Here is a 25,527-nt window from a genome sequence, read left to right as displayed (position 1 = left end):
GGTGTACGGTGAAGGAAATTGAAATGAAACAACGCGCAACTGTGATTTGCCGACGGGATGACCAGATCCTGTACGTGCGCAAACCCAAGGCCAAGTGGACACTCCCCGGCGGCAAGATCGAAGCCGATGAATCCCCTGCCCAGGCTGCCTCCCGTGAACTGCGAGAGGAAACCGGTCTGATCCTCGAGGACCTTTCCTACGTCACCCGTTTCGAAGGCGGCGAAGTGCTGCATCACGTCTTTGAAGTGTCTGTCACCTTCATGGCCACACCCACTGCCAGGAATGAAATCGCTGATTGCCAGTGGTTCACGGCCAAGCAACTGTGCGATATCAAGGTCAATCCGTCCGCCAAGTCCATCGTCAAGGCATTTCTGGACGACGTTAAGTCATAGCCAGCCAGCTCAGGCTTTCCTTAGCGCGCAGCGTCTGGGGTGCATCAGGCTTTTGTAGGTGGCCGAGACCGAAATCCAGATCAGTGCCAAGGTGCCCGTTACCACTCCGGCCTTGTGCTCACGCAGCACACCCAACTGCTCGGGCGTCGCGGTATAGGCCATGACCCCGGCCAGCACTGCGGCCACCGCGCTTGAGCAGGACGTGGCAATGAGCAGCGCGTGGGTGAGGTCCGGTGTCTGACGGTAGAAAAGCGCGCTGGCAATGTAGACGGCAATCGCCGCCACGCTAATGAAGAACGAATACTGAAACTGGGTCTCGCTCATCGCCAACGCCTCAGAAATCCCGGGATTTGAGGATATGCAGCGCGCAGGCGGCGCCGAGCACCGCACCCACCGCAGCGCTGCCCATGCCGGGCACCAGCAGGTTTGCGATGGTCGCCGAACCTGTGGTCATGGCGATCATGCGCACGTCCATCAGGCGAGAAATCAAAGGGCGAGACGAATTATTGCGAATGTCCTTGCGCGGCATGTTCATGTCCATCCATGTGAGACGAAGGTGAGCGCGCTTAGGCGCTGACTGGTTGCCCGGAAGTCTGGAAGGCCCTGGCGCGCTTGGCAATGGAGGGACATTAAAAACAGACGCTTCCTACATATGCACGGCTCTTACCCCGATGTTGGACTATCCCAAAAAGCCGAGGATGGAAATGTGCTCCAGGACCCGCAAGTACTTCTCATATCCATCCTTTCCCAGGACGAGCGGGGGGACGCCGAACAAGACCGTCAAAACTGCAAAACCGACGCCTGCCCACCAGGAGCTTCGGAAAGCGAAGAGGGTGCACGGCACCAGGATGAAAATGGTTATCAATACCGAGAGTTTTCTATCCCTGGCTTGCTCGTCATACCGCTCAAACATCCTGCACCTCCTGGCTAGATCTGCTGAGTATTAGCAGCGAAGAGATACGCTTACAACCCTGCCCAGCCACTGCATGGCCTCCCCCTCTAGGCGGCGAAGCGCAGACCGGGCTTTTTGTACCTATAAACGTGATGCGCGATGCTGCAGGAGCCAAAGTGCCACTACTTGTGTAAAATTGGCCAGCTATGCCCAGTGAGGGCTGAGAACGGGTACATCCAAAGGAAGCTGGTGATGCAAGTAGTACGCAATTTTACCGTAGCCACGTTAATCGCACTGACTGCAGGATGCGCGACCGGGCTTAACTCATCTCAAGAAGCGGAGCTTGCAAGCTATCGCGCAAATAACTTGGCAGTTGAGGAAAAGAACTCGGGCGCTGCTGCTGGGCTCGGACTGTTGCCTGGCGGCGGCTCATTTTATGGTCGAGCATATGGTTACGGGGTCGTGAACCTACTGTTGTGGCCGATTTCCATTCTATGGGATCCAGTAAGCGGGTATGACGCGGCGGAGTCCATAAACTATCAAGCCACCAGAGCGCACGTGAAGAGCTTGAAGAAAGCCGACCTCGATGAGTTGGATAGTAAGCTCGCTGCCGATGAAATTGATATGAAGGGCTACACCCTGGAAAAGCGAAAGGTTGAGGAAAAATATTCCTACAAGCTTTGACGGAAGTTTCGCTGCTTAGCCATTGCCAACCGAAAGCCCGCCACTTGAGCGGGCTTTTTCATGTTTTGATCCGAACTGAGAACATTTGTACTCCTTGCCTATTGCCATCCGTTTGGATCCTTTTTACTGTATATGCATACAGCGGTAAAAATGGAGGCTCACAATGCTTCAGCAGCCCGAGTTCTGCCAGGTAAAGCCCAGGTGCTACGAGCAGATCGGCCACCTGCATCACCCGGCCTCTCGCCAGTAGCGGGGCCGGGTTCCTCAGATTCAATAATCGCCAGAGTAGAAAAAATGAATTTGTGACTTGCCCGCCAGGTCAAGAATTATGAACGCAGTAAATCTGACGAGGTGACAGTAATGACTATCCAGGCAGAGACACTCGTACAACTGACCGAAGCGCTCCAAGAAAGAGGAATGAACCTGGTTGCAGATGTTCACTTCACTCGAGCGCCGTACCGGCAAAATCATCGCTGGATCTGCATCGTAGAGTGACACCGCTCTCTGCCGGCGGCTCGGACTAAGACTCCACCGCCGGCCCCACTGCCCCGCTACACCGTGTTCCCTTCCTGCTCCACCAACTGGATAACCCACTCCCTGACCGCATCAGCAGGTGCCATGGCGCTCGGTTACCAAGGCGGCAACCAGCCACCGGAGGGTCACTGCGCCAATCGTTTCTTGAACATTGGCCGGGCAGAAGGCGTGGCGCGGGAAAGGATTTCGCCTACTGCTTTCCTCCCTTCAAGAACTCGGCGCACATCCGCCAGACCTCCGACCTGCACAAGCAGTGGGTCCCAACCCTGCGCGAACTGGGGGTGCGACACCGTCCACCGTATAACTGTCGTCATACTTATGCGACAATCTGCATAATGTCTGGCATGAATCCCTCCTTTATTGCCCAACAGCTCGGACACTCAGTCCAGATGCTGCTCTCCACTTATGCGCGCTGGCTCAGTTCGAGCGGCGATTGGGGTGAGATGGAAAAGCTAAGGATTGGTCCAAACCTGGTCCAAGGCCAAAACCAGCAATCAGTAACTCCTTGATAGGTAAAGCAATTGATCTCCACAGCTAACATCACCATGCAGTTCGGCCCCAAGCCGCTGTTCGAGAACGTTTCGGTCAAATTCAACAACGGCAATCGTTATGGCCTCATCGGTGCCAACGGCTGTGGCAAATCCACCTTCATGAAAATCCTGGGTGGCGATCTGGACCCGTCCGGTGGCCAGGTGATGCTCGAGCCGAACGTTCGTCTGGGTAAACTGCGTCAGGATCAGTTCGCCTACGAGCAGTTCAGCGTGATCGACACCGTGATCATGGGTCACGAGGAGCTGTGGAAGGTCAAGGCCGAGCGCGACCGTATCTACTCGCTGCCGGAAATGACCGAAGACGACGGCATGGCTGTGGCGGAGCTGGAAACCGAATTCGCCGAGATGGACGGCTACACCGCCGAATCCCGCGCTGGCGAGCTGCTGCTGGGCCTGGGTATTCCGCTGGAACAGCATTTCGGCCCGATGAGCGAAGTCGCGCCAGGCTGGAAACTGCGCGTGCTGCTGGCCCAGGCGCTGTTCTCCGATCCTGAAGTGCTGTTGCTCGACGAACCGACCAACCACCTGGATATCAACACCATTCGCTGGCTGGAAACCATTCTCACGGCGCGTAACAGCACCATGATTATCATTTCCCACGACCGTCACTTCCTCAACAGCGTCTGCACCCACATGGCTGACCTGGACTACGGCGAGCTGCGCCTGTTCCCGGGCAACTACGATGAGTACATGACCGCCGCGACCCAGTCCCGCGAGCAGTTGCTGTCGGACAACGCCAAGAAGAAAGCCCAGATCGCCGAGCTGCAGACCTTCGTCAGCCGCTTCTCGGCCAACGCCTCGAAAGCCAAGCAGGCCACTTCCCGCGCCAAGCAGATCGACAAGATCCAGTTGGCCGAGGTCAAGCCATCGAGCCGCGTCAGCCCGTTCATCCGTTTCGAACAGACCAAAAAGCTGCACCGCCAGGCCGTGACCATCGAGCACATGTCCAAAGGCTTCGACGGCAAGACGCTGTTCAAGAATTTCAGCTTCACCGTTGAAGCCGGCGAGCGCGTGGCGATCATCGGCCCGAACGGTATCGGCAAGACCACCCTGCTGCGCACGCTGATGGGCGAACTGGCGCCGGATGCGGGCGCCGTGAAGTGGACCGAGAGCGCGGAGCTGGGCTATTACGCTCAGGACCACGCCCACGACTTCGAAGACGACGTCACCCTGTTCGACTGGATGGGCCAGTGGACTTCGGGCGAGCAAGTGATCCGTGGCACCCTGGGTCGCATGCTGTTTTCCAACGACGAAATCCTGAAATCGGTGAAGGTCATCTCCGGTGGTGAGCAGGGCCGCATGCTGTTCGGCAAGCTGATCCTGCAGAAGCCGAACGTGCTGGTGATGGACGAACCGACCAACCACCTGGACATGGAATCCATCGAGGCGCTAAACCTGGCGCTGGAAAACTACCCGGGCACGCTGATCTTCGTCAGCCACGACCGCGAGTTCGTATCGTCCCTGGCCACCCGCATCATCGAGTTGAGCGCCGACGGCGTGACCGACTTCAGCGGCACCTACGACGATTACCTGCGCAGCCAGGGTGTGGTGTTCTAAAACACGCCCCCGCGGTAATCCCGAAGCCCCGTCCCGTGACGGGGCTTTTTTATTGGCGCATCCCGCTTCCCGGGGTAAATGTGCAGATCAATGATTGCGCCAACAAATGTCGGTTTAAATCGTTAGCCTGCTTTCATTTCCGCTCGCCTCGGGTAATGATGATGCACCACTCCCACCGCTCCAGCGAAGAGTCCTATGTCCGCCGCCTTGCCGCCCGATACCCCCGTCCGCAACGCCAGTTCAACGGCGATTACCCTGCAGATCGTCTCCATAGTCTTCTATACCTTCATCGCATTCCTGTGCATCGGCCTGCCCATCGCGGTGATGCCGGGCTACGTGCATGACCAATTGGGGTTCAGCGCGGTGGTGGCCGGGCTGGTCATCGGTGCGCAGTACCTGGCGACATTGCTCAGCCGACCTTTCGCCGGCGGCATCTGCGACAACATCGGCACCAAGCGCGCCATCGTCTACGGCCTCACAGGCATCGCGATCAGTGGCGCGCTGACGGTGGTGGCCATCCTGCTGCAAAGCCTTGCCAGCATCAGTCTTGCGATCCTGATCATCGCCCGGCTGATCCTCGGCGCATCCCAAGGACTGATCGGCGTCGGCACCATCAGTTGGTGCATCGGCCTGGTCGGCGCAGAACACACGGCGCGCTCGATTTCCTGGAACGGCATCGCCTCCTACGGCGCCATCGCCATTGGCGCACCGCTGGGCGTGCTGATGGTCGATGCCCTGGGGTTCGTCAGTCTGGGGCTGGTGTTGGCGGCGCTCGCCATGGGCGCCCTGCTGCTAATCCGCAACAAACCACCGGTGCCGGTGGTGCGCGGCGACCGCATGCCGTTCTGGTCTGTGTTCGGGCGCGTGGCGCCTTACGGGCTGAGCCTTACGCTGTCATCCATCGGCTATGGCACCCTGACCACCTTCATCACCCTGTTCTACGTCAGCCGCGGCTGGCAAGGCGCTGCCTGGTGCCTGACGGTGTTCGGCGTGTGCTTCATCGTCGCCCGGCTGTTTTTCATCAACGCCATCAACCGTTTCGGCGGCTACCGCTCGGCCATCGTCTGCATGTCGGTTGAAACCGTGGGCCTGGTGCTGCTGTGGCTGGCGCCCAATACCCTGGTGGCGCTGATCGGTGCGGGATTTGCCGGTTTTGGCCTGTCGCTGGTGTACCCGGCGATTGGTGTCGAGGCGATCAAACAGGTGCCCAACAGCAGCCGGGGCGCGGGCCTGGGCGCCTATGCGGTGTTCTTCGACCTGGCGCTGGCGGTTTCCGGCCCGCTGATGGGCGCGATTGCGCTGGGCATGGGTTATGGCTGGATCTTTTTCTTCGCCGCGCTCCTGTCGGTGCTGGCACTGGCCCTGACGCTGTTGCTGTCACGCCGGCCGGCAGTCGATACGCGGTTATAAGCGCAGCCAGGCGCGGGGCAAAAAAAGCCTGAACTGCCGCGCCTGCCTCCGGTCGGACCTATTACACCCCAGTAGCTCACCGAACAGGAGCGTGCGTGTGATTCCCGACCCGGATGGCATGGGTGCCACCCCTTCGCAACTGGCTGGCATGCCCGACGTTCACCGTTTGCGTGTGCTGACGGTCAATACCCACAAAGGCTTTACCGCGCTGAACCGGCGCTTCATTCTGCCGGAACTGCGCGAAGCGGTGCGCAGTACGGGCGCCGACCTGGTGTTTTTGCAAGAGGTGCTTGGCGGCCACGATCGCCACGCCGCCCGCTACCATGACTGGCCGATGACCTCGCAATACGAGTTTCTCGCCGACAGCATGTGGAGCGACTTTGCCTACGGCCGTAATGCGGTCTACCCCGACGGCCACCACGGCAATGCATTGCTGTCCAAATACCCCATCCTGCAATACCGCAATCTCGACGTCTCGATCACCGGCCCCGAACGCCGCGGCCTGTTGCACTGCGTGTTGCAGGTGCCGGGGCATGAGGAAGTCCATGCGATCTGCGTGCACCTGAGTCTCTTGGAGAGCCACCGGCAGTTGCAACTGGACTTGCTGTGCGCCCTGCTCGACTCCCTGCCCGAGCATGCGCCGGTGGTGATTGCCGGAGATTTCAACGACTGGCAGTTGCAAGGCAACAAGCGGCTGGCGCGCTGCACCTACCTGCACGAGGCCTTCGAGCGCAGCCACGGGCGGCTGGCGAAGACTTATCCAGCGCGTTTCCCCCTGCTGCGCCTGGACCGGATCTACCTGCGCAATGCCACCAGCCACAATCCGAAGATTCTCGGCACGCGCCCCTGGACGCACCTGTCCGACCACCTGCCGCTGGCGGTCGAAGTGCACATGTAGCGCCGCCATGGAGCCATGCGGCCATCATCCGTTTGTCAGGTAAGCGGCCAATTGTTTAAACCAACCTTGCTGTACCTCATCCCACATTATGCGAGCCACATGACTCGCACTTCTCATAACAAGAGGTACGCAATCATGGCTAACACCGGAAAATCGAACCCTGGCAACTTCCAGAACGACCGCGAAAAAGCCAGCGATGCTGGCAAGAAAGGCGGCCAGGCTTCGGGCGGCAGCAACGTCGCCAACGACCGGCAGAAAGCAACCGACGCAAACCGCTCAGATGCCAACAAAAAAGGCGGTTCGATGCCACAAGGCGGCGCAGGCCGCAAATCCTGATTTATTGAAAGTCAGAGAGACGAGCGAGGGCGAAAGCTCTCGCTCTTTTTTTGGCTGCAATCAAGTCGGGTGGTCAGGATCGATCAAGGGCACGGTGGCATCGCGGTCGAACTGTGAGCCTGGGTCTTCGTTGCCGGGGTCGTTATCGACGTCCACCTCAATCTCTTCTTCAGTCTGAACAGCGCCGTGGGGCTTGGGTTCGGGGACGTTGATGTGAGTTTGCATGGCCGTTCTTCCTCATTTCTTGTGTATGGAGCTTAGCTGGCGCTGACCGTCCAGTGGACCGCGTCTTCAGGGAATTGATACTGCTCGACCCGATGGGCGATCCCGCAGGCCAGCGAATCTTCTGCCCGAATGACCTTTTCCTCTGCCGACAGGCACTTGCCGATATCCACCGGGTGCGCCGCGCCCTCGGTTTCACTCAGATAGATATTCACGTAGCGCTGCAGGTCATTATCGAGGCTGCGCAGGTATTCGCGAATCCGCGAGTGGTCCACCGAGCTCTGGTTGAAGTACCAGCTCATGGGGTGGATCAGGAACCGCGAATGGGGGCAGACGATGCGCTCATGGGCGGCCAGGTAAATGACAATGCCCATGGATTCGATATTGCCGCTGTTGAGCGCGCGGATCGGCACCTTCAGGGATTTCAGAAAGTTGTACAGCGTGAACCCCAGCGCCGTGCTGCCACCTGCCGTGGACAGGTTCAACAGCAGCCCCGTGGCGCCCTTGCCGATGGCCTCGAGGCAGCGGTCGCGCAATTGCTCGGTGCTGGCCTGGTCGACCCCGCAATGAAAGTGAACGATGTGCTCGGTCATCAACTGCCCTCCGCTGCCGGATAACGATGCCTGGTCAAAGGTTGGAAGCGTTCCGGCCCATGAAAGTTGCATCCACACCCTGTAGGAGCGCGCTTGCCCGCGACAGCAGTGCAACAATCACCGCTGATGTGTCTGAAAGATCGCTATCGCGGGCAAGCGCGCTCCTACGGCCGAACTCCTGCTTCACTGAGGGATCAGTTAAGAATCCGCATCCCCACACTCCATGACACCAGACAGGACACTCATATGAGTCTGCACGACAAGATCATTGGCCATCTGGGCTTCGGCTCTGCCCCACTGGGCAACATGTTTCGCACCATCAGCGAAGAAGAAGCCGCCGCCACCGTGCAGTCGGCGTGGGATCAGGGCATTCGCTACTTCGACACAGCGCCGATCTACGGTGCAGGCCTCTCCGAACTGCGGCTGGGCCAGGCGCTGGCCAGCCAGCCTCGCGACCAATACACCCTCAGCACCAAGGTCGGGCGCCTGGTGTCCGATGAGCTGGACGACAGCCCCCGCAGCGGCCCGTTCAGCGAAGGCCTGAAGAACAGAATAGTCACCGACTACTCCGCCGACGCGACCATGCGTTCGATTGCCGCGAGCCTGGAGCGCCTGAACACCGACCGGCTGGACATCGTGTTCGTCCACGACATCGCCCAGGATGCCCACGGTGACGAATGGATCGAACACTTCAATATTGCCCGCAAAGGCGCCTTCAGGACCCTGACCCGGTTGCGCGAGGAAGGCGTCATCAAGGCCTGGGGCCTGGGCGTCAACCGCGTCGAACCTTGCGAGCTGACCCTGGACTTGGGTGAAGCACAGCCTGACGGTTTTCTGCTGGCCGGACGCTACTCTCTGCTGGACCACGACCAACCACTGCAACGCCTGTTCAGCAAGGCCCGGGAGCACAACGCTGAATTCGTCGTGGGTGGGCCATACAGCTCGGGCGTGCTGGTGGGCGGCCAGCATTTCGAGTACCAGCCGGCGCCAGCGGCGATGCTGGACAAGGTGGCGCACATCCAGGAAATCGCCCGGCAATATCAGGTGGACATCAAGGCAGCGGCCTTGCAGTTCGTGCTGGCCAACCCATTGGTCGCGGCGGTGATCCCGGGCGCCAGCCGCCCTACGCGGATCACCGAGGATGTGACGGCCTTACACGCGCAGGTGCCGGACGGGTTCTGGCAGGCCATGCGCGATCAGGGCTTCATCGCGGCGCAAGCGCCGGTGCCGATGAAGGATTGACCTTCACAACTCTTATCCGTAGCAGCCCGGCCGGGCGGCGCTCCGCTTGCCGGCGGGGGCGTCCTCCAAATCGCCCCCGCCGGCAAGCCGGACTGCTACGGGGCATCTACCACCGACCATCTGTAACATCCCCGTTGACTCATCTGGCATTTCGGTTAGTCTCTCCAGCGCACTGTATACAAAAACAAATACAAATAGCGCCGGAGATTGTTGAACATGCCAGTAGACAACACCCTGGATCCAGCCCTTGCCGCCCATGCCTCCACCGCCGATCACCCGGCCCTGAGCCCCCGCCTTCACAACCACGACCTCGCGCCCCGACGCGCCGAAGGCAGAACATGGGGTGGATACAGTATCTTTGCCCTTTGGACCAATGATGTACACAATCTCGCCAACTACTCCTTCGCCATCGGCCTCTATGCCTTGGGGCTGGGCGGCTGGCAGATCATGCTGTCACTCGCCATCGGTGCAGCATTCGTCTACCTGTGCATGAACCTCACCGGTGACATGGGCGTGAAGACCGGCGTGCCGTTTCCGGTCATCAGCCGGGTCAGTTTCGGCATCTTCGGCGCGCAGATTCCGGCTTTGATCCGGGCGGTCATCGCCATCGCCTGGTTCGGGATTCAGACTTATCTGGCGTCGGTGGTGCTGCGGGTGCTGCTCACCGCACTGGACCCGGCACTGGACAGCTACGACCACGACTCGCTGTTAGGGCTCTCAACCCTTGGCTGGGTGTGTTTCGTCAGCATTTGGCTGGTGCAATTCGTGATTCTGGCCTACGGCATGGAGATGGTCCGTAAATATGAAGCCTTCGCCGGGCCCGTGATTCTGCTGACCGTCGCCAGCCTGGCGGTGTGGATGTTCACCCAGGCCAACGGCCAGATTGCCTGGTCGAACAAGACGCCGCTGGAGGGGCTGTCGATGTGGCGCAGCATCTTCGCTGGCAGCGCGTTGTGGCTGGCGATCTACGGCACGCTGATTCTGAATTTCTGTGACTTCTCCCGCTCCGCGCCCTGCAAGAAAACCATCCGCAAGGGCAATTTCTGGGGCTTGCCGGTGAACGTGCTGCTGTTCGCCTTCATCACCGTGATCATTTGCGGCGCACAGTTCTCCATCAACGGCCAGATCATCGAAAGCCCCACCGACATCATCAAGACCATCCCCAATACCTTCTTTCTGGTACTGGGCTGCCTGGCCTTCCTGATCGTCACGGTGGCGGTGAACATCATGGCCAACTTCGTCGCACCGGCCTTCGTCATCAGCAGCCTGGCGCCGCGCTACCTGACTTTCCGCCGCGCAGGGATGCTCAGCGCCACAGTCGCGGTGCTGATACTGCCGTGGAATCTCTACAACAGCCCGGTGGTGATCGTGTATTTTCTGTCGGGCCTGGGCGCCCTGCTCGGCCCGCTGTACGGCGTGATCACCGCCGACTACTGGCTGCTGCGCAAGGGCCGTGTGGATGTGCCGCAGCTGTACACGGAAGATCCGGCCGGGCCGTATCACTATTCACGCGGGGTCAACCTGCGCGCGGTCTGGGCGTTCATTCCCGCCGCGATCATTTCGACCATCACGGCGCTGATGCCGGCCTTCGAATCGGTTTCGCCGTTTTCCTGGCTGATGGGCGCCGCCATCGGCGCGGCGTTGTACCTGCTGCTGGCCGACCGGCGCCAACGCTTCAAGGACGTCAGTGGCGAGGCCATTGCCGTGCAAGACATCAAGCATTGATTGCAAGCGAGAGAGTTCACCCATGCGTATTTTGATCGTCAACGTCAACACCACCCAGTCGATGACCCAGACCATCGCCGAGCAGGCGCGCAGTGTCGCCTCCCCCGGCACCGAGATCGTCGGCCTGACCCCGCGCTTCGGTGCGGAGTCGGTCGAGGGCAACTTCGAGAGCTACCTGGCGGCCATTGCGGTGATGGACCGAGTGATGTCCTACGACCAGCCATTCGATGCGGTGATTCAGGCAGGCTACGGCGAACATGGCCGCGAGGGTTTGCAGGAACTGCTGGAGGTGCCGGTGGTGGACATCACCGAAGCCGCTGCGAGCCTTGCGATGCTGTTGGGCCACAAGTACTCGGTGGTGACGACACTGGATCGAGCAGTGCCGCTGATTGAAGACCGGCTGAAGCTGGCCGGGGTCTACGAGCGCTGTGCGTCGGTGCGGGCCAGTGGCATGAGTGTGCTGGAGCTTGAAGAGATGCCGGGGCGCGCCATCGAAGCCATCGTCGAGCAGGCCGCCCATGCCGTGACCCACGACAAGGCCGAGGTGATTTGCCTGGGTTGTGGCGGCATGGCCGGGCTGGACCAGATGATTCGTGATCGCGCCGGTGTGCCGGTGGTCGATGGCGTGACCGCGGCGGTGGCGTTGGCCGAATCGTTGGTGCGTTTGGGTTTGAAGACGTCCAAGGTGCGCACCTACGCCACGCCGCGTCCGAAGAAGGTGATTGGCTGGCCGTTGTTGCCGTGATCACTTGCCCGTAGCAGCACGGCCGGGCGGCGTTCCGCTTGCCGGCGTCGGCGATCTTGCGGGCGTCCCGCGGGCAAGCCCGGCTGCTACGGAACCGCGGTGGCTGCAAGAATCGCGACATGCACCTTACCCGTAGCAGCACGGCTTGCCGGCGGGAGCGATCTTGAGGACGCCGACGCCGGCAAGCCGGACTGCTACGGTGGCCGCGAGAATCGGGGCGGGCGCAATGCCTGTAAATCGTTTAGTATCCCCGCCGCCGGTTTCCACTCGGAATTAATAGGGAATCCGCGAGCCTGGCCGGTCGATGACACCAGGCTCAAACGGAACTGTCCCCGCAACTGTAGGCGCTGAGCCCTGCTTCACGATTGCCACTGGGTATCCCCGGGAAGGCCGGAGCATGGCGACGATGCGCCAGTCAGGAGACCTGCCGGCAAGCGTCAATCATTCACCGGCGGGGTGTCCGGGAAGGACTCCCGTGTGCGCGGCTTTCCATTCGCGCCTGCAACGCATCGGGATGTGCTTTCCAGTGCCAGTTCGTCGACCATCAGGCTTACTGGAGATCGCCTTTCATGTCGCTGCGCCGCCTCGCCCTTCTGTTCACCGGCCTTTCGCTGTCCAGCGCCGCATTCGCCGCGCCCACGCATTACCCGCTGACGATCGACAACTGCGGCGTACCGCTGACCTTCGCCCACGCCCCGCACAAAGCCGTGACCATCGGCCAGGCCGCCACCGAAATGCTCTACTCCCTGGGCTTGAGCCAGCAGGTGGTCGGCACTTCGCTGTGGTTCAATCAGGTTCTGGCGCAATATCAGGACGCCAACAGCAGGATCGAGCGCCTGGCCGACAACGCCCCCAGTTTCGAATCGGTGATTGGCAAGCGCCCGGACTTCGTGCCGGTGCAGTTCGAGTGGATGGTCGGCCCTCAAGGCGCGGTCGGCACCCGCCAGCAGTTTGCGGACTTGAAAATCCCGACCTACATCCTGCCGTCTGACTGCGAGGGCAAGGACAACTTGGTCGGCGCTGATGGCACGCGCCTGCAAGCCTTCAACATCGACACGCTGTACAAGAGCATTGCCCAACAGGCCGAGATCTTCGACGTACAAGACCGTGGCCAGGCGTTGATCGCCGAGTACAAGGCGCGTCTGGGCAAGGCGGTTGAGCAGGCGAAAAAACATGACAGCAACAGCGCATCGGCAGTGTTCTGGTTCTCCAGCCCCGACCTCAATGCCGCGCCATTCGTGGCCGGACGCAAGGGCATCCCGAATTTCATGCTCGATACCCTGGGCATGCGCAACATCGTCGAGTCGGATGAAGAATGGCCGACCGTCGGTTGGGAAACCATCGCCAAGGCCAATCCGACGATTCTGGTCATCGCCCGCATGGACCGCCGTCGCTTCCCGGCGGACGATCACGAGAAGAAGCTGGCGTTCCTCAGATCCGACCCCGTCACCCGCAACATGGACGCGGTGAAGAACAACCGCATCGTCATCATGGACGCCAGCGCCATGGAGTCCAGCGTGCGTCTGTTCGACGGCATCGAACAGCTTGCCAAGGCCACCGAAGGCCAATGAGTCAATTGAATATCGGCCGCGCGTTGGGCCACTGCCTGTGGGTCAGCGGCGCGCTATTGCTGGCGGTGATCGCCGGGGTGGCCGTTGGCGAAACCTCGATCAGCCTGCCGGTGATCTTCCAGGTGCTGGCCAACAAGCTATGGGCGGCTGGTTACGTGTTGGACCCCATCGATGAAGGGATTGTCTGGAACTACCGCCTCACCCGCGCCATCGTTGCGGCGGCGTGCGGCGCAGGTCTGGCGATTTCCGGGGTGGTGCTGCAGTCACTGCTGCGCAATGCGCTGGCCGATCCGTACCTGCTGGGCATCTCGGCGGGCGCCTCCACGGGCGCCGTGCTGGTGACGCTGATCGGCCTGGGTGCCGGGGCCATTTCATTGTCCACCGGTGCCTTCGCCGGGGCGATTGCGGCGTTCGCACTGGTCGCCCTGCTCGCCCGCTCCTCCCGGGGGGAATCGGCTGCCAACCAGATCATCCTCGCCGGTATCGCAGGCTCACAGTTGTTCAACGCCGTGACCTCGTTTCTGATCACCAAGTCGGCCAACGCCGAACAGGCGCGGGGCATCATGTTCTGGTTGCTGGGCAACCTCAGCGGCGTGCGCTGGTCATCGGTGATGCTGGCCGTGCCCGTGGTGTTGCTCGGCTTGCTGGTGTGCCTGTGGCACCGTCGGGCTCTGGATGCCTTCACCTTCGGCAGCGACTCGGCCGCCTCGCTGGGCATTCCGGTGCGCCGCGTGCAGGCCATCCTGATCGCCACCGCGGCGCTGGTGACGGCGGTGATGGTGTCGATTGTCGGCTCCATCGGTTTCGTCGGGCTGGTCATCCCTCATGCGGTGCGGATGATCGCTGGCGTGCGCCATGCGCGCCTGCTGCCCTTGAGCGCCTTGAGTGGCGCACTGTTTCTGATCGCCGCTGACGTGTTGTCGCGCACGCTGATCAAAGGCCAGGTGCTGCCCATTGGCGTGATCACTGCGCTGGTGGGCGCGCCGGTGTTTGCCCTGATCCTGATTCGCGGGAATCGCACACGATGAATGCCCTGACCGAAAACACCGCCACCGTGCTGGGTGGCACCGACTTGGGTTACGTCATCAAGGGCGCGCAGTTGCTCGACGGCGTGACCCTCGGCATTCGTGCGGGCGAGAACCTCGGCATCGTGGGGCCCAATGGCTCGGGTAAATCGACGCTTATCCGGCTGCTGGCGGGGATTCTCACGCCCACGTCCGGCGAGGTTCGGCTGGGTGATCAGCGTCTGGCCGCCCTCAAGCGACGCGACATCGCCCAGCGCGTGGCGGTGGTCGAGCAGCATGCCGAAACCAGCGATTCCATCAGCCTGTTGCAGGCGGTGGAACTGGGGCGCACGCCGTGGCTGTCTGCGCTGGCGCCGTGGAGCGATGAAGACCGGCAGATCGTCAGCCAAGCCATCGCCGATGTGAACCTTGCGCACCTGGCCCACCGCGCCTGGCACACCCTCTCAGGCGGCGAGCGCCAACGGGCGCACATTGCCCGGGCACTGGCCCAGCGGCCGCAGATTCTGCTGCTGGATGAGCCGACCAACCATCTGGATATCCAGCAGCAACTGTCGATTCTTTCGCTGGTGCATCGCTTGCCGGTGACCACGGTCATTGCGCTGCACGACCTGAATCAGGCGCTGGCCTGTGATCGCCTGGCGGTAATGGATGGCGGGCGGCTGGTGGCGCTGGGTTCGCCTTTCGAGGTCCTGTCGCCTGAGCGCCTGCATACAACCTTTGGCGTGCACGGACACTGGCTGACCGATCCGTTCGACGGCGCACGGATTCTGCGGCTGCGTCCTCTCTAGCCGCTACCACCGCTGAAACACCTATCCATGACTCAAGATTCCCGCCCCTTTGCCGATAGCGGCATACCATCAGACGGATTTGCTTCAAACATCGCACTGTCCTGATCGACCCGCTGCCCTGCAGCCCATTTCTACGCGTGAATCCAAAAACAATCAGGAGCGCCGATGAACATCAAACAGAAACTCACCTGGGCTTTCGCGGTAATCGCCTGCCTGCCGATCATCCTCGTTGCAACCATCGTTATCGTTAACCTGCGCAGTGATGCCCAGAGCGATTTCGTCGACGGCAGCAGCCGGGAAATCCGCCAGGTGGCCAACGCCATGCAGCTGTTCTTCGACGGCATCCGCCAGAACGTCGACTACCTGGCCGCCCACCCGACGGTTACCGGCGCAGGTGACGGCGTGAAAAGCTACATGAGCGCCGATGCGCCGAACATCGCCCAGACCGAGCCGGACCATCAGCTGTACAGCCTGTTCGAGAGCCTGGCCAAGAGCCACCCGGACTACTCCTACGTGTCATACGGCCTGGCCAACGGCAGCTATGCGTTCTGGCCCGGCGATCCGAAAATGGCCAGCTACGATCCGCGCCAGCGCCCCTGGTACAAGACCGCCCAGGCCAACCCGGGCAAAACCCTGCGCACCGAAGCCTACTATTGGGCAGGCGACGATGCGGTACTGGTCAGCACCGTGCGCGCGGTCAACAACACCCTGGGCAGCAACGGTGGCGTGGTCAACATCGACGTGTCCCTCAAGCAGCTGACCAGCATCGTCAAGCAGATCAAGCTGGGCGAAACCGGCTACCTGATGCTGATGGAAAACAACGGCACGGTACTGGTGGACCCGAAACAACCCGAGCACAACTTCAAGAAGCTGGCGGACCTGGGCGATGGCTTCACCCAACTGGCCAAGGCTGGCCCTGGCCTCACCGAGGTGAGCATCAATGGCGAGCACTTCATGGCCAACGTGTTCCCGTCCGAGCAACTGGGCTGGAGCTTTATCGGCCTGATCAAGCAGGAAGAAGTGATGGCCTCGGCCACTCGCCTGACCTGGCTGATCGCCGGGATTGCCGCCGTGCTGGCGGTGATCTTCGCCGTGGTCGGCGCCAGTTTCGCGACGTTGATCGTGCGCCCGATTCGCGGCGTGGCCAGCGGCCTGGAAGGCATTGCCCAGGGTGAAGGCGACTTGACCAAGAGCCTGTCGGTGCGCGGCAAGGATGAAACCGCGCAACTGGCCAACTGGTTCAACCAGTTCCTGGCGGCGATTCGCGGGCTGATCCAGCACATCGGCCATGCGGCCACCAAGATTCTCGACAGCTCCACCAGCTCGACCCGGGTGTCCAACGACATGGCCGAAGCCGCCGGCAGGCAGCGCGAAGCGGTGGACATGGTGTCGACCGCGTTCCATGAAATGGTCGCCACCGCCAACGAAGTCGCCCGCTCCTGCAGCCAGGCCGCCGATTCGGCCGACAGCGGCCAGCGTCAGGCCCGCGAAGGCCAGCGGCAGATCGATGATGCTGTGAACAGCGTCGATCAACTGAGTGCCGAGATCTCACGTTCGGCAAACGACATGTCGCAGCTGGAAAAGGACAGCAACGACATCCAGTCGATCCTCGACACCATTCGTTCGATTGCCGAGCAGACCAACCTGCTGGCGCTCAACGCAGCCATCGAGGCGGCACGGGCCGGCGAACAGGGACGCGGCTTTGCGGTGGTTGCCGATGAGGTCCGGGCACTGGCCAAGCGCACGGCGGACTCCACTGCCGAGATCGACTCGCTGTTGGGCAACCTGGCCAAGCGCACCGCGTCGGTGGCGCAACAGATGCACGCAAGCCTGGACGTGTCCCAGCAGTCCGTGGCGAAGATCGGCCAGGCGCGCAGCAGCTTCGGGCAGATTCGCGAGTCGGTGGACGTGATCCGCGACATGAACACCCAGATCGCCACCGCCGCCGAACAGCAGCATCAGGTGGCCGAAGACATCAACCGGCACATCAGCCAGATTCATGGTGATGCGCAATTGGTGGCTGAACTTGCGGATTCGGCGCGAGGTGATTCGAAGAACCTTGCGGCCCTGTCCAACGAGCTGGACAGCCTGGTGCGTCGGTTCAGAACGTGATGCCACTCCCGTAGCAGCACGGCTTGCCGGCGGGGGCGTCCGGAAGATAGCTGACGCCGGCAAGCCGGACTGCTACGTGGCTATGCAGCAACTCGTACCTGTAGGAGCGCGCTTGCCCGCGACCGCGGTGGGCCAGGCACCATCAAGGCGTCTGACCCGACGTATTCGCGGGCAAGCGCGCTCCTACAAGAAGCGGCGCTCGTTTCCATCGATTTACCACGCCACGATGGTCGAATCCGCCCGTGGTTCGGTGCCGCCGCACAACACGCCGCTGACCGGGTCACGCACGATGATCTGCCCCCGGCCGTAATCGGTGGAGTCGTAGGCGATGACAATCTCATGCCCGCGCCGGGCGAGCGCGGCGGCCAGATCCTTGGAGGCGCCCTGCTCGATGCCGATCTGCATGCCGCCCAGCCACTGCCACCTAGGCGCATCCAGCGCGGCCTGCGGGTTGAGCCCGAAATCCACCAGGTTCATCACCATCTGCACGTGGCCCTGGGGCTGCATGTACCCTCCCATCACGCCGAACGGCCCCACCGCCTCGCCGCCCTTGGTGATGAAACCGGGAATGATGGTGTGAAAGGTCTTCTTCCCCGGCACCAGGCAATTGGCGTGGCTGGCATCCAGGCTGAACTCCTGCCCGCGGTTCTGCAACGCAAGACCGCTGTCCGGCAACACCACCCCGGAACCGAAACCGTGATAGTTGCTCTGGATGAACGACACCATGTTGCCCTCGGCGTCGGCGGTGGCCATGTACACCGTGCCGCTTGAGTGCGGATCGCCAGGCTTGGGTGCCTGGGCACGCTCACCGATCAGCGCCCGACGCTCGTCGCTGTAGCGGTCGCTCAACAGGTCGGCCACCGCCACCCGCATGTGCAGCGGGTCGGTGATGTGGTGCAGGCCATCGGCGTAGGCCAGCTTCATGGCTTCCAGCTGGCGATGCCAGGTCAGTTGGCTGTCGCGATGGTCGAAGTCGAAGCCTTCTAGAATCTTCAGCGTCATCAGCGCCACCAGCCCCTGGCCGCTGGGCGGGATTTCCCAGACGTCATAGCCGCGGTAATTGACGCTGATCGGATCGACCCACTGCGGCTGAAAGCCGGCCAGGTCCTCGGCCCGCAGATAGCCGCCGGTTGCCCTGGAATGTGCGTCCAGCCGCTTGGCCAGGTCCCCGCGATACAGGCTTTCGCACTGGGTTGCGGCGAGCTCTTCAAGGGTGCGCGCCTGGGCCGGGTTGCGGAACACCTCCCCCGCCCTCGGCGCACGGCCATCGATAAGGAAGGTATCGAACCAGCTCTCCAACGCTTCATCGCGATGGGGCGAGAATTCGTCCAGCGCAATCTGCCACTGATGCGCAACCACCGGTGATACCGCGAACCCGTCCCGGGCCAAACTGATGGCCGGTGCCAGCAACTCGGCAAACGGCAGCTTGCCGAAGCGTCGGGACAGTTCGGCCCAGGCCGCCGGGCAGCCAGGCACCGTCACCGGGGTCCAGCCATACAGCGGCATCTGCCCGTGGCCTGCGGCCTTGACCGCTTCGATGCTCAAGGTGGCCGGCGCATTGCCATTAGCATTCAGGCCATGCAACTTGCCCTGGGTCCAGACCAGCGCAAAGGCGTCACCGCCGATGCCGCAGCCAGTGGGTTCGACCACGGTCAGCGCAGCGGCGGTGGCAATCGCCGCATCGATGGCGTTGCCGCCCTTTTGCATCACTTCCATGCCAGCCTGCGCCGCCAGCGGCTGCGAGGCGGCGACCATGCCACGGCGGGCAAACACACTCTGGCGCCGGGACGGATACGGGTACTCGTGTGCGGAAAAATTCAACATGGCGAAGGCTCTTCAAAACAGGTTCATTGGCCAGACTTGATGCGGTTCCATTCGCGGGTAATCAGGCGCTGGATGTTGTCCGGCAGGTCGGCGGAAACGAAGGCTTTGCTGATCACTTCGTCGCTTGGGTAGATCCCCGGATTGCCGCTGACTTTCGGGTCCATCAGGGCGGTGGCGTCGGTATTGGGGTTGGCGTAGCCCACGTAATCGCTGACCTTGGCGATCACCTCCGGACGCAGCAGGTAGTTGACGAAGGCATGGGCGTTGGCGACGTTGCCGGCGTCCTTGGGAATGGCCAGCATGTCGAACCAAAGGTTCACGCCTTCCTTGGGGATCAGGTAGCGAATGTCGACGTTCTTGCCGGCTTCGTGGGCGCGGGTTTGGGCCTGCATCACGTCCCCGGAATAGCCGATAGCCACGCAGATGTCGCCGTTGGCCAGGTCCGCCGTGTATTTGGACGAGTTGAAGTAAGTCACCGAAGGCCGCAATTTCATCAGCAATGCCGAGGCCTTCTTGTAGTCGTCAGGCCTGGTGCTGTTGGGGTCCAGGCCGAGATAGAGCAGCGCCTGAGGGATGATCTTCACCGGTGCATCGAGAAAGGCCACGCCGCAGGGCTTGAGCTTGGCCAGGTTGGCGGGGTCGAAGACCATCGACCAGGAATCCAGGACCACGTCCTTGCCCAACACCGCCTTGACCTTCTCTGCGTTGTAGCCGATGCCCACCGTGCCCCACATGTAGGGCACTGCATAGCGGTTGCCCGGATCGGCCGCCTCAAGGCGCTTCATCAAGCGCGGGTCCAGGTGATTCCAGTTGCTCAGCAACGAACGCTGCAGCGGCTGATAGGCCCCGGCGCGGATCTGCTTGGACAGGAACTGGCTGGACGGCACCACCAGGTCGTACCCGGAATGACCGGAAAGCATCTTGGCTTCGAGCATCTCGTTGGTGTCGAAGATGTCGTACTCGACCTTGATGCCGCTGTCCTGCTGGAAGTTTTTCAGGGTATCGGGACCGATGTAGTCGGACCAGTTGTACATTTTCATCACACCGTCGGCGGCTTGAGCAACAGGCAGCACAGCGACAGAACACAACGCAGCGGCAAAGCAGATCGAACGCATGGTGATTTCCTTATGAGCGTTACAGCACGCGGCTGAGAAAGGCTTGGGTACGCGGATGGGACGGACGGGTGAAAATCTGCTGCGGCGGGCCCTGCTCGATCAATTCCCCCTGATCGAGCACCACGACGCGGTCGGCCACTTCACGGGCAAAGCCCATTTCGTGGGTCACCACCACCATGGTCATCCCGTCGTCGGCCAGCTCTTTCATGACCTCCAGCACCTCGCCCACGGTTTCAGGGTCCAGTGCGCTGGTGGGTTCGTCGAAGAGCATGGCCTTGGGTTTCATGGCCAGCGCCCGGGCGATGGCCACCCGTTGCTGCTGACCGCCGGATAGCATCGACGGATAATGTGCGGCCTTGTCTGCCAGGCCGACCCGGGCCAGCAGTTCCCGGCCCTGGCTCAAGGCCTCATGGCGAGGCACGCCCAGCACATGGATCGGCGCCTCGATGATGTTTTCCAGCGCCGTCATGTGCGCGAACAGGTTGAAGCGCTGGAACACCATGCCGATGTCGCGGCGCTGACGGGCGATGTTGCGCTCCGAATCGCGCACCAGGCTGCCGTCGGCGCGTTCGCGGTAGCCCATGTTCTGGCCGTTGACCCGGATGCGCCCGGACTGAATGTCTTCCAGCAGATTGATGCAGCGGATGAAGGTGGTCTTGCCCGAGCCCGAGGCGCCGATCAGCACCACCACTTCGCCTTTGCGCACCTGCAGGGAAATGCCTTTGAGGATTTCCAGATCACCGAAGGACTTGTGAACGTCCAGCGCCTCGATGATCAGTTCTTCACTTTGATGCGCCATCTCAACGCCCCCTCAACAGTTTCATCGTGCTGCGGCCAAACATCCGCCGGGCCGCAGGCGGCTGGCGGTCGGACTGGCCGAAGCGCTGCTCCAGCCAGCGCTGGAAGAAGCCCCACAGGGTGGTCAGCATCAGGAAGTAGATCGCCACCACCAGATACAACTCGAACACGCGAAAGGTCGCCGAGGTAATCATCTGGGTGCTGAGCAGCAACTCCTGCACACCGATCACGCTGACCAGCGTGGTGTTCTTGAGCATCACGTTGAACTCGTTGCCCAACGGCGGCACGATCACCCGGAACGCCTGGGGCAGCACGATGCGGCGCATCAGCTTGCCGAAGGTCATGCCCAGTGAACGGCCGGCCTCGTACTGACCCTTGTCCACCGCGCCGATGCCTGCGCGGATGATCTCGGCCATGTACGCCCCTTCGTTCAGGCCCAGGGCAATGATCGCCGCCTGAATGTTGCCCGGGATGATGAACCAGCCAAGGTCGATGTCTTCGAAACGGAAGATCCCGCCCGCCGCCAGCGCCGTGTACAGGAACACGATCTGCACCAGCAGCGGCGTGCCGCGCATCAGCCACACGTAAAACCGAACCGGCAGGTACAACAGCGGGTTCTTCGACAGACGCATCAATGCCGCCACCAGCCCCAGCACGCAGCCAAGCAGCATCGCCAGCACGCTGATCAGGCACGTCAACCACAGCCCCGTGAGGTAGACCCCACTGGGCTGGGTCAGGTATTGCCAGAACACTTCCCAATTGAAATTCATCATGCAACCCCGTTCTGCGCCGGCTTAATCAAGCTTGTCGCTTTCCACGTGCCACTTGGCGAGTAACTGGGTGTAGCTGCCGTCGCTGCGCATGTCGCTGATGATCTGCTGCACGGCAGTGGTCAGTTGTGCATCGTCCTTGCGAATGCCGAGCCCGGTCAGGATGCGGCTGAACGCGGGCACGCCTTCCTGGAACAGATCCGGGGCCATGGCGGCGTAGTAACCGGCGGTTTCGACGGTGGTGCCATAGGCGTCCACCTGCTTGATGCGCAGCGCCTGGAAGGCATCGGTGTCGGTGTTGTAGACCACCAGCTTGAGCGGCGGCTTGCCGGCCTTGGCCAAGGTCTCGTTCTGGGTGTCGAGCAGGGTCTTGATGGTCGAACCGTTGAGCACCGCGACCTTGTTCCCGGACAGGTCATCCAGCGACTTGATGCCCTTGGGGTTGCCCTTGGGCACCACCACCGACTGGCTGGAGTACATGTAGTTGACGATGTTGATCACTTCGCGCCGCTCGGGCTTGTCGAACAACTGGTCGACGATCATGTCGCACTGTTGCGCCAGCAGCGCCGGGACCAGCCCCGAGAACGGAATCACCCGCCACTCCACCTTCTTGCCGCCCAGGCGCTTGGCGACTTCCAGCCCCAGGTCGATGGTCAGGCCCACCGGTTTCTGCGCGGCATCGAATGACACCAGCGGCGGCGAATCCATGCCTGAGCAATAGGTGAGTTTGTCGACCTTCTGCAGCCGGTCCGGCACCGTCGTGGCGGCGGATGCCAGCGGTGCGAGCAGACTCAGGGAAACGAGCATGGCCAGTGTGGCGGGTGTGTGCATGACGAAAGCTCCAATGTTCGGTAAGAAAGCAAGGGCAGTTTTGAACGTCAGTACGGTGTAACGGGCGGGCTGGTTGCCCGCTTCTGGTTGAGGGTCAGGCGTTTTTCTGTTGTTCGAGAAAGTCGATCAGGCTCGGCACGGTGCCTTCGATGTGCTCGCGCAGGATGCGCTCGGCCTGCTCGGCATCCCCGGCGCGCAGGGCATCGAGGATCACGGCGTGCTCATCACGGGCGCTCAGGGGCTTGTCGCCGTGTTCCAGCCACAGGCGCATGTGCGGCTCGATGACCGTGTACAGGGCGCTGATCTGGCGCATCAGGCGGCCGCGCTCGCTGAGGCTGCACAGGTATTCGTGGAATTCGCGGTGGCGGCTGACCCACTCGGAACTGTCGTCGCGGTAGGCGTCCATGTCGTCGAGCAGGCGTTCGAGGTGGGTCAGGTGACGCTCGGTGATCTTCGGCACCGCGACACGGATCGCCAAACCTTCCAGCGCACTGCGCATCTCGAAGACTTCACGCATCTCATCAATGTTCAGGCCGCTGACCACCGCGCCGCGATTGGGCCGCAGCGTCACCAGCCCATCGGCGGCCAGGCGCCTGAACGCCTCGCGCACCGGCATACGGCTCATGCCGATCTCGCCGGCGATGTCCTCGGCGATCAGGCGCTCGCCCATCTTGTAGGTGCCTTTGCAAATCCCATCGAGCAGGAAGGCATAGGCCTCTTCTTCGGCGGTTACGGCTTGGCGGTCGGTGTAACGGGGGGCGAGTCGCATGTGTCACCTGTTTGTATTTTTGTATCCAATCATCCACGGATACGAAAAAGCAAAGTCAGTGCCAGCTTTGCAAAAGCACCTGCAAGGTAATGAAAGGGATAGGGATTTAGCGCAAATGCGAAAATCGGCAGCGCAAGCGATGTGCTACCAATCGGATCAGGCATGGGTACAGGCGCACAACCATGGGGCATGGGCGTGCATGGGGGAACGACGTCCGGGCGTCAGGGGTGACGAATCACCGACTCGATACGCTGCATGGCCGGCAACAGCGCCTCGGCGATTTCCTGAGCCTTGGGTGTCGGTTGCATCTTGCGGTCGCGGCGCAGGAACAAGGGGTCGCCGAAGAACTCGCGCAGGCGCACCAGGGAGCCACTTACCGCCGGTTGCGTCACACGCAAATGCTGGGCCGCGCCACTGACGCTGCGCTCGCGAAACACTACCAGGAAGGTCAGCAACAGGTTCAGGTCAAGACTCAGCAGAATATCTTCATTGAGGGACATCAGCTCACCCCGCTCGGCTCGGTGACAAAACTGTTGAACTGGATATGGCTGATGGCGCCGCACGAAAGCAGCTCCATGAAACCGGCCAGCTCAGGATGAGAGAAGTGAGCCTGCATCTGCGCCTCGGACTGCCAGTAACCGCTGACGATCCAGGAGGCGTCACAGGCCTTGCTGGCGGTCAGGGTGTAGGCAATGCACGGCGTGGTGCTATTCAACACATCGAGCATGCGCGGCACACGGGCATCGACTTCACTGCGACGCCCGTGGGTGGCGTGTATTTCTACGGTGTTGATCGCCGATACAAGCATCATCCTCTCCTGCGATAAATGATGGGGCGATTCTGACGCGCCAGACGCCCCGGATAAACCACAGGTTTGGAGTTTCTGCGTTGCGGATTAAGCGACAATTAACCCAAGGGTCAGATGGCCAGGCTGTCGACCACCCCGCCGTCGACTCGCAGCGCCGCGCCGGTGGTAGCAGAAGACAGCGGCGAAGCGAGATACGCCACCAGGTTCGCCACTTCATCGACCTCGGCGATCCGCTGGATGATCGACGAAGGCCGCGCCGTGCGCACGAAGTGGTTGGCCTCATCCCGGGCACTGCGGCCGGATTGGGCCATGGCGTCCTTGAGCATGTCCTCGACGCCGTCGGTGAAGGTCGGGCCCGGCAGGATCGCGTTGACCGTGACCCCGGTGCCCGCCAGACGCTTGGCCAGACCGTGGGAAACGGCCAGGTTGGCAGCCTTGGTGGTGCCGTAGTTGATCATGTTGGCCGGGATGGCCACGCCGGACTCGGACGATACGAAGATCACCCTGCCCCATTTCTGCTCGACCATGCCGCCCACGTAGTGGCGCGACAGGCGCACGCCGGAAATGACGTTGGTTTCGTAGAAACGGCTCCATTCGCTGTCGTCGGTTTCGAAGAAGTCTACTTCGTTGAAGATGCCCAGGTTGTTGACCAGAATGTCGGCGCGCGGATGGGCCTCGAACAGACGCTGGGCGCCCTCTGCGGTGCCCAGGTCCGCCACCAGGCCATGCAATTGTGCGTCTGGCACGTCGCGTTTGATCGACGCGATGGCTTCATCCACCTTGCCCTGCCCACGGCCGGCAATCACCACCGAGGCCCCGCACTGTGCCAACGCCTTGCCGATCGCCAGACCGATACCGGCTGTCGAACCGCTGACGATGGCGAGTTTTCCGTTCAGGTCGATTTTCATGCTGCATCTCCATCAAGGCTATCAAGGTGGGCGGCTGAAAACGGGCCCAATGGCCGCGTCAGCCGGTCGCCAGGGTGACGACAACGAAGCCAAGCGTAGATGCAAAAGCGCGAGACCGTCCAAGACATGCTTGGACTAAGTTGAGACGCTAGAGGTCTTACCTCGATATCGCAGGTTTGAACACTGTAGGAGCGCGCTTGCCCGCGACAGCGTCCTCGAGATCGCTCCCGCGGGCAAGCCCGGCTGCTACGGGGTTGGGGTGAAACTGGCATCCGCGTTCACTCAGAACCGTAGCAGCACGGCTTGCCGGCGGGGGCGTACTTGAGATCGCCGTCGCGGGCAAGCGCGCTCCTACGGGGATCGGGGTGTGCTTGCCTCTGGTGAACACCCCCACACCCCGTAGCAGCACGGCTTGCCGGCGGGGGCG

Annotated in this window: 26 protein-coding genes, 2 pseudogenes and 1 riboswitch; of the genes and pseudogenes, 15 read left to right on the top strand and 13 right to left on the bottom strand. The window is 61.7% G+C overall.

All coding sequences use genetic code 11. From position 1 onward, the window contains the following. Positions 1-23 precede the first annotated feature (23 nt). Entirely contained in the window at positions 24-392 is a 369-nt protein-coding gene (locus ACIPO9_RS05595; protein ID WP_400779271.1) for an NUDIX hydrolase, read from the top strand. 9 nt (positions 393-401) lie between these two features. Here the strand turns inward: ACIPO9_RS05595 and ACIPO9_RS05590 are convergent, their stop codons facing one another. Further along, positions 402-716, bottom strand: coding sequence for a hypothetical protein (locus tag ACIPO9_RS05590; protein WP_400606999.1), 315 nt, complete (start codon positions 714-716; stop codon positions 402-404). A 10-nt stretch (positions 717-726) separates the two neighbouring features. Then, entirely contained in the window at positions 727-927 is a 201-nt protein-coding gene (locus tag ACIPO9_RS05585) for a hypothetical protein (protein WP_274134640.1), read from the bottom strand. A gap of 609 nt (positions 928-1,536) precedes the next feature. Between ACIPO9_RS05585 and ACIPO9_RS05580 the strand changes: the two genes are divergently transcribed. The 6 genes and pseudogenes from ACIPO9_RS05580 (at position 1,537) to ACIPO9_RS05555 (ending at position 7,254) form a co-directional block, all read left to right on the top strand. Beyond that, positions 1,537-1,968 carry a hypothetical protein gene (locus ACIPO9_RS05580; RefSeq protein ID WP_400779269.1) on the top strand — a complete coding sequence of 144 codons (432 nt, stop codon included), beginning with the start codon at positions 1,537-1,539 and terminating at the stop codon, positions 1,966-1,968. A gap of 680 nt (positions 1,969-2,648) precedes the next feature. After that, positions 2,649-3,011, top strand: a pseudogene (locus ACIPO9_RS05575) (site-specific integrase); the annotation flags it as partial. Between the two features lie 12 nt (positions 3,012-3,023). Then, positions 3,024-4,610, top strand: a complete 1,587-nt coding sequence (locus tag ACIPO9_RS05570; protein WP_274134643.1) for an ABC-F family ATPase — start codon at positions 3,024-3,026, stop codon at positions 4,608-4,610. Positions 4,611-4,805: 195 nt separating this feature from the next. Beyond that, positions 4,806-6,020 (top strand): MFS transporter, encoded by a 1,215-nt coding sequence (locus ACIPO9_RS05565; protein ID WP_400779267.1) that lies wholly within the window; start codon positions 4,806-4,808, stop codon positions 6,018-6,020. A gap of 118 nt (positions 6,021-6,138) precedes the next feature. Further along, complete coding sequence (locus ACIPO9_RS05560; RefSeq protein ID WP_274134714.1) at positions 6,139-6,918, top strand: endonuclease/exonuclease/phosphatase family protein; 780 nt, start codon at positions 6,139-6,141, stop codon at positions 6,916-6,918. Between the two features lie 135 nt (positions 6,919-7,053). Then, complete coding sequence (locus tag ACIPO9_RS05555) at positions 7,054-7,254, top strand: general stress protein (protein WP_274134645.1); 201 nt, start codon at positions 7,054-7,056, stop codon at positions 7,252-7,254. 60 nt (positions 7,255-7,314) lie between these two features. Here the strand turns inward: ACIPO9_RS05555 and ACIPO9_RS05550 are convergent, their stop codons facing one another. Together ACIPO9_RS05550 and ACIPO9_RS05545 are read right to left on the bottom strand one after the other, a co-directional pair. Beyond that, positions 7,315-7,479 carry a hypothetical protein gene (locus ACIPO9_RS05550; protein WP_400779265.1) on the bottom strand — a complete coding sequence of 55 codons (165 nt, stop codon included), beginning with the start codon at positions 7,477-7,479 and terminating at the stop codon, positions 7,315-7,317. Positions 7,480-7,511: 32 nt separating this feature from the next. Beyond that, positions 7,512-8,069 carry an ATP-dependent Clp protease proteolytic subunit gene (locus ACIPO9_RS05545; protein WP_274134647.1) on the bottom strand — a complete coding sequence of 186 codons (558 nt, stop codon included), beginning with the start codon at positions 8,067-8,069 and terminating at the stop codon, positions 7,512-7,514. Positions 8,070-8,315: 246 nt separating this feature from the next. Between ACIPO9_RS05545 and ACIPO9_RS05540 the strand changes: the two genes are divergently transcribed. The 8 genes and pseudogenes from ACIPO9_RS05540 to ACIPO9_RS05505 all read left to right on the top strand — a co-directional run bounded on the left by ACIPO9_RS05540 (position 8,316) and on the right by ACIPO9_RS05505 (position 17,277). Beyond that, positions 8,316-9,311 carry an aldo/keto reductase gene (locus ACIPO9_RS05540; RefSeq protein ID WP_400779263.1) on the top strand — a complete coding sequence of 332 codons (996 nt, stop codon included), beginning with the start codon at positions 8,316-8,318 and terminating at the stop codon, positions 9,309-9,311. Between the two features lie 216 nt (positions 9,312-9,527). Then, entirely contained in the window at positions 9,528-11,036 is a 1,509-nt protein-coding gene (locus tag ACIPO9_RS05535; protein ID WP_400779261.1) for an NCS1 family nucleobase:cation symporter-1, read from the top strand. 22 nt (positions 11,037-11,058) lie between these two features. Continuing rightward, positions 11,059-11,781, top strand: coding sequence for an aspartate/glutamate racemase family protein (locus tag ACIPO9_RS05530; RefSeq protein WP_274134650.1), 723 nt, complete (start codon positions 11,059-11,061; stop codon positions 11,779-11,781). A 240-nt stretch (positions 11,782-12,021) separates the two neighbouring features. Further along, positions 12,022-12,228: riboswitch (cobalamin riboswitch) on the top strand. A gap of 122 nt (positions 12,229-12,350) precedes the next feature. Beyond that, entirely contained in the window at positions 12,351-13,352 is a 1,002-nt protein-coding gene (locus tag ACIPO9_RS05525) for an ABC transporter substrate-binding protein (protein ID WP_400779259.1), read from the top strand. Continuing rightward, positions 13,349-14,380, top strand: a complete 1,032-nt coding sequence (locus ACIPO9_RS05520) for a FecCD family ABC transporter permease (protein WP_400779257.1) — start codon at positions 13,349-13,351, stop codon at positions 14,378-14,380. Before ACIPO9_RS05525 ends, ACIPO9_RS05520 begins: the two co-directional genes overlap by 4 nt. Continuing rightward, complete coding sequence (locus ACIPO9_RS05515) at positions 14,377-15,165, top strand: ABC transporter ATP-binding protein (RefSeq protein WP_400779255.1); 789 nt, start codon at positions 14,377-14,379, stop codon at positions 15,163-15,165. The genes ACIPO9_RS05520 and ACIPO9_RS05515 overlap by 4 nt, the downstream gene beginning before the upstream one ends. A gap of 165 nt (positions 15,166-15,330) precedes the next feature. Further along, positions 15,331-16,419, top strand: a pseudogene (locus ACIPO9_RS05510) (cache domain-containing protein); the annotation flags it as partial. A 90-nt stretch (positions 16,420-16,509) separates the two neighbouring features. Beyond that, a complete protein-coding gene (locus ACIPO9_RS05505) occupies positions 16,510-17,277 on the top strand; it encodes a methyl-accepting chemotaxis protein (protein ID WP_400779853.1) in 768 nt (255 codons plus the stop codon). Between the two features lie 213 nt (positions 17,278-17,490). Here ACIPO9_RS05505 and ACIPO9_RS05500 read toward each other — a convergent pair whose 3' ends face one another. The 9 genes from ACIPO9_RS05500 to ACIPO9_RS05460 form a co-directional block, all read right to left on the bottom strand. Continuing rightward, positions 17,491-19,101, bottom strand: a complete 1,611-nt coding sequence (locus ACIPO9_RS05500; protein WP_400779254.1) for a gamma-glutamyltransferase family protein — start codon at positions 19,099-19,101, stop codon at positions 17,491-17,493. A 23-nt stretch (positions 19,102-19,124) separates the two neighbouring features. Beyond that, positions 19,125-20,216 carry a polyamine ABC transporter substrate-binding protein gene (locus tag ACIPO9_RS05495; RefSeq protein ID WP_400779253.1) on the bottom strand — a complete coding sequence of 364 codons (1,092 nt, stop codon included), beginning with the start codon at positions 20,214-20,216 and terminating at the stop codon, positions 19,125-19,127. Positions 20,217-20,235: 19 nt separating this feature from the next. Next, positions 20,236-21,015, bottom strand: a complete 780-nt coding sequence (locus ACIPO9_RS05490) for an amino acid ABC transporter ATP-binding protein (protein WP_400779251.1) — start codon at positions 21,013-21,015, stop codon at positions 20,236-20,238. A 1-nt stretch (position 21,016) separates the two neighbouring features. After that, the gene (locus tag ACIPO9_RS05485; RefSeq protein WP_400779852.1) at positions 21,017-21,784 is read right to left on the bottom strand and encodes an amino acid ABC transporter permease; all 768 of its coding nucleotides are present in this window, start codon (positions 21,782-21,784) and stop codon (positions 21,017-21,019) included. 24 nt (positions 21,785-21,808) lie between these two features. Next, entirely contained in the window at positions 21,809-22,591 is a 783-nt protein-coding gene (locus ACIPO9_RS05480; protein WP_400779850.1) for an ABC transporter substrate-binding protein, read from the bottom strand. 118 nt (positions 22,592-22,709) lie between these two features. Further along, positions 22,710-23,384 carry a GntR family transcriptional regulator gene (locus ACIPO9_RS05475; RefSeq protein WP_400779250.1) on the bottom strand — a complete coding sequence of 225 codons (675 nt, stop codon included), beginning with the start codon at positions 23,382-23,384 and terminating at the stop codon, positions 22,710-22,712. Positions 23,385-23,605: 221 nt separating this feature from the next. Next, positions 23,606-23,884: a LysR family transcriptional regulator gene (locus ACIPO9_RS05470; RefSeq protein ID WP_274134670.1), complete on the bottom strand. Its 279-nt coding sequence runs from the start codon at positions 23,882-23,884 to the stop codon at positions 23,606-23,608. Beyond that, positions 23,884-24,192, bottom strand: a complete 309-nt coding sequence (locus ACIPO9_RS05465) for a putative quinol monooxygenase (protein WP_400607033.1) — start codon at positions 24,190-24,192, stop codon at positions 23,884-23,886. Before ACIPO9_RS05465 ends, ACIPO9_RS05470 begins: the two co-directional genes overlap by 1 nt. A 110-nt stretch (positions 24,193-24,302) precedes the next feature. Further along, positions 24,303-25,100 (bottom strand): SDR family NAD(P)-dependent oxidoreductase, encoded by a 798-nt coding sequence (locus ACIPO9_RS05460; RefSeq protein WP_400779249.1) that lies wholly within the window; start codon positions 25,098-25,100, stop codon positions 24,303-24,305. Positions 25,101-25,527 lie beyond the last annotated feature (427 nt).

Source organism: Pseudomonas sp. NPDC090203 (assembly GCF_044746765.1).
GTDB lineage: Bacteria > Pseudomonadota > Gammaproteobacteria > Pseudomonadales > Pseudomonadaceae > Aquipseudomonas > Aquipseudomonas putida_AD.
The sequence above is the reverse complement of the archived record's forward strand: the minus strand, read 5'-3'. Positions and strand labels throughout refer to the sequence as shown.